Below are 4,158 nucleotides of genomic sequence, written 5' to 3'. Positions count from 1 at the left end.
CGCTTGCGGGAGGGGATACCCGCGCACCCACTCTTACGGCCGCTTCCTACCCCAAAACCGACATTGGCCAACCGGCAAAAAATCGCTGTCCTACTTTATTGTGCCATGCCAGCCTCGTGTCCGCTCTTTGAAATCGTCGGCTTCCGCGAACCGCTCTTAAAGCGACAAAGGAGACATTTTTCGCAAGCACATGCGTATCCTTTGTCGCCTTAAAGCCACAAGGGACACAGTTTCGATGCACGTATGCGGGGCTTTTGTGGCTTTAGGCGCCGACCAGCCCTGCAATGACGCAATCGTTCAGCTGTGCAGGAAGTGCATCACATCGCCGTCGTGCACGACATAGGCTTTGCCTTCGGCGCGCAGCTTGCCCGCTTCGCGCGCCCGCGCTTCGCCGCCCAGCGCGACATAATCGTCATAGGCGATCGTTTCGGCGCGGATGAAGCCCTTCTGGAAATCGCTGTGGATCTCGCCCGCGGCTTCGGGGGCGGTTGCGCCGGTGTGGACGGTCCACGCGCGCGCTTCCTGCGGCCCGACGGTGAAGAAGGTGATCAGGTGGAGCAGCTCGTATCCGGCGCGGATGACGCGCGCGAGGCCGGTTTCGTGCAGGCCCATTTCTTCGAGGAACTCGAGCCGGTCGGCCATGTCCATCGTCACCAGTTCGCTTTCGATTGCCGCCGAGACGACGACCGCCTGCGCGCCCTCGGCCGCCGCCTTGACGAAGACCTTCTCCGAAAAAGCGTTGCCGTTCGCGGCGCTGCCTTCGTCGACGTTGCAGACATAGAGGACGGGTTTCGAGGTCAAGAGCTGCGCAGTGCGCAGCACCCGCGCCTCTTCCTCATCCTTGGGTTCGGTCAGCCGCGCGGGCTTGCCTTCGCGCAACAGTTCGAGCGTCTGGCCGAGCACCGAAGCGGCGATCTTCGCTTCCTTGTCGCCCTGCGCGGCCTTCTTGACGAAGGCGGGAACACGCTTCTCGAGGCTTTCGAGGTCGGACAGCAGCAGTTCGGTCTCGACCGTCTCGGCGTCGGCCACCGGATCGACCTTGTTTTCGACATGCTGGATGTCGTCATCCTCGAAACAGCGCAGGACGTGGACGATCGCGTCGACCTCGCGGATGTTGCCGAGGAACTGGTTGCCGAGCCCTTCGCCCTTCGACGCGCCGCGCACGAGGCCGGCGATGTCGACGAAGGCGAGCTGGGTCGCGATGATCTTCTTGCTGCTCGCAATCGCCGCCAGCTTTTCGAGCCGCGTGTCGGGCACCGCGACGTTACCGATATTCGGCTCGATCGTGCAGAAAGGATAGTTCGCCGCCTGCGCCGCCGCCGTTTCGGTCAGCGCGTTGAACAGGGTGGACTTGCCGACGTTGGGCAGGCCGACGATCCCGCATTTGAAACCCATAAAAACTCCGTGAGGTTCGGCGCGCTGTTGAATAAGGCGCCGATGTTGCAGCGCCCCTAGCGCCAGATTGCTTTCGGCGCCAGTCCTTGCCGCCGCGCTTTGCCGTTGCGCCCGGTTCAGACTTGCGCCTTTATCGCACCCGCCATGACGAAACCCCGCCTCATCGCCGCCGCTATCCTTCTGACTCTCGGTACGACCGCTGCCGTCGCTGCGCCGAACCGTTTCGAGGAGGGTGTTTTCACCGAGCTCAACCGCTTCCGCAGCGATCCCGCCGCCTATGCCGAATATCTGCGCGGCTATCGCCCGCGCTTCGAAGGCAAGCTGCTGGTCAGCAATGACGACAGCGAAATCGACATCATGACGCGCGAGGGCGTCGCCGCGGTCGACGAGGCGATCCGCGATCTTCGCCGCGAAAAGCCGCTGCCCGAATTGGAATGGAGCGATGCGCTGGCGCGGGCGGCGGCGGACCATGTCGCGGTCCAGTCGCGCTCGGGGGCGGTGGGTCATTATACGCGGGGCAGTGGTCCCGGCGAACGGATGAAGGCGCGCGGCGGCGGGCCTTATGTGAACGAAGTCATCACCTATGGGCATCACACGCCCGAAGGCGTGGTCGATCAGCTGTTGATCGACGATGGCGTGCCAGACCGCGGCCATCGCTTTAGCCTGCTGCGCCCGACGCACCGCTTCGCCGGCATCGCCTGCGGCCGACATCCGGTACACCGGACGATGTGCGTGACCTTGATGTCGCAGACGCGCGACGGTTCGCCGCCGCCACCACCGCAAAGAAAAACGCCCTGACCAAGGAGATGGCGATGCCCGCGGTCGCCAAGGCACTGCCCGACAAGGCGGCGATCGCCAAAACCGCGCGGCGGGCACAATGATTCGACCGGCAACACGCTCGTCTGCCTCGAAAAAGGTCAGCGCTGTGTGCTGATCATGTCGAACGATGTTCGCGCCGAAGCGGCGTTCCCGATGATCGTGCGCGATATTCTCGGCGAAACCGGTACGCCGTGGCGCTGGATCTTCGGCGATATGAAATTCGTCTGAGGCTCGCCGCCCGCTCCCGTTGAGAGAGAGCGGGCGGCGCGCGATCAGGCGCCGACCGGCTGGGCGTCGGTGCGGCGCACGACGACGGTCGACGAGCGCGGCTGCTGCCCCGCGACCGGCCAGTTGCCTGTCGGGTGCTGGATGTTGACGAAGAAGGTCTTGAGGTCGGGCGTATAAGCCAGACCCGTGATCTCGGAGCCAAGCGGGCCGACGAGGAAGCGCTTCGACTGCTTCGTGACCTGATCGACATAGAACATCGCATTGTGACCGAACGCCTGATCGATCGTCCGTCCTGCGACGCCCGAGTTGCCGGGAACGCTGTGGTCGGTCTGCACCCACATGCGGCCCTGCGGGTCGATGCGGAGGCCGTCGGGGCTGGAGAAGGTGTCGCCGTTGATATTGCCGACGAGGTTGCTGCCGCCCGCCGAAAGCGACGGATCGCCCGCAGTCAGGAAGATTTCCCAGCTGAACTTGGTCGCCAGCGGCGAATCGCCTTCTTCGCGGAACTTGATGATGTGCCCGTGCAGGTTGGTGACGCGCGGGTTGGCGGGGTCGACGACGCGGCGGCCGCTGTTGTTGGTCAGCGTGCAATAGACCGCCTTGTTGTCGGGCGCGACGGTCAGCCATTCGGGGCGATCCATCACGGTGCCACCCGCGACGCGCGCCGCTGAGGCCGTGTTGATCAGCACATCGGCCTGATTGTTGAAATTGACGATGGTCGGCGCCGGCGGGGTCGTGCTCTGGCTGGTGTTGCCCGGGTCGGATGCGCCAGCGGTCAGGCCGTTCTGTCCGACCACGAGAGCGCGCCATTCGCCGGTGCCGTCGCCGTTGAAACGCGCGACATAAAGCGTGCCATAGTCGAGCAGGTCGGTGTTCGCCGCGCGGTTCGACGTGCTGTACGCGCGGTCGGGGACGAATTTGTAGATGCAGCCCGGGGTCGAATCATCGCCCATGTAAAAGGCGACGCGGCGATCGGCGTTTGCCATATAGGCGACATTCTCATGACTGAAGCGGCCCATCGCGGTACGCTTCGTCGGCTGCGCAAGTTCGCGCAGCGGGTCGATCTCGACCACCCAGCCATAGTCGCGCGCGGGCTGCGTCGGATCGAGATAATTGTCGGTCGTTTCTTCGCACGTGAGATAAGTGTCCCACGGCGTCCGGCCGCTGGCGCAATTGTTGAGCATGCCCTTGATCGTGCCCGACAGCAGGCCCGCGGCGGGGCCGCCGACGCGATAGCTGCTGTTGCCGGTATAGCGGCGGTTATAGGTCGATCCGGCCTGCACGGCCCATTTGCCGTCGCTGCCCTTGGCGATTTCGACAACGCCGATGCCGACCGCCGATAGCGCGAGCGCCTTCTGGTCGGCGGTCGCGGTGGCGGCGTTGTAGCTGCCCGCCATCAGGATGTTGAAGTCGGGGTATTCGTAATTCATCGCCAGGATACCGCGGTTGTTGGCATCGACGCCCGGAAAGGCGAAATATTCCATGCCGTCATGATTGCCGCCCGCCCATTTTTCGGCGACCGCGGGGGTGGGGAAGCTGCCCGAATAGGCGGTGCCGGCTTCGACAGAATCGCCGGCCTTGAGCAGCACGTCGACGGTGTAACCCGCGGGCACGGTGACCTTGTCGTCCTGATTCGCGGCGACGGCGGCGAAACTGACGGCATAGCTGACCGGCGGGGGCGTCGGCGTGGGGGTCGGCGTCGGGGTGGGCGTCGGC

The 4,158-nt window shown here is 64.5% G+C and carries 3 protein-coding genes; 1 reads left to right on the top strand and 2 read right to left on the bottom strand.

The genetic code is table 11. From position 1 onward, the window contains the following. Nucleotides 1-297: 297 nt before the first annotated feature. Nucleotides 298-1,395, bottom strand: a complete 1,098-nt coding sequence (gene ychF, locus ACREBX_RS02365) for a redox-regulated ATPase YchF (protein ID WP_431560150.1) — start codon at nt 1,393-1,395, stop codon at nt 298-300. A gap of 144 nt (nt 1,396-1,539) precedes the next feature. On the opposite strand from ychF, the gene ACREBX_RS02360 reads away from it, so the two are divergent. Continuing rightward, complete coding sequence (locus ACREBX_RS02360) at nt 1,540-2,193, top strand: CAP domain-containing protein (protein WP_431560149.1); 654 nt, start codon at nt 1,540-1,542, stop codon at nt 2,191-2,193. Nucleotides 2,194-2,486: 293 nt separating this feature from the next. Here ACREBX_RS02360 and ACREBX_RS02355 read toward each other — a convergent pair. After that, nucleotides 2,487-4,158: PhoX family protein (locus tag ACREBX_RS02355; protein WP_431560148.1), on the bottom strand; the 1,672-nt coding region annotated here is incomplete at its 5' end.

Source organism: Sphingopyxis sp., from assembly GCF_050725655.1.
GTDB lineage: Bacteria > Pseudomonadota > Alphaproteobacteria > Sphingomonadales > Sphingomonadaceae > Sphingopyxis.
Note: the sequence above shows the minus strand (reverse complement) of the source record. Positions and strands in the feature narration are given on the sequence as shown.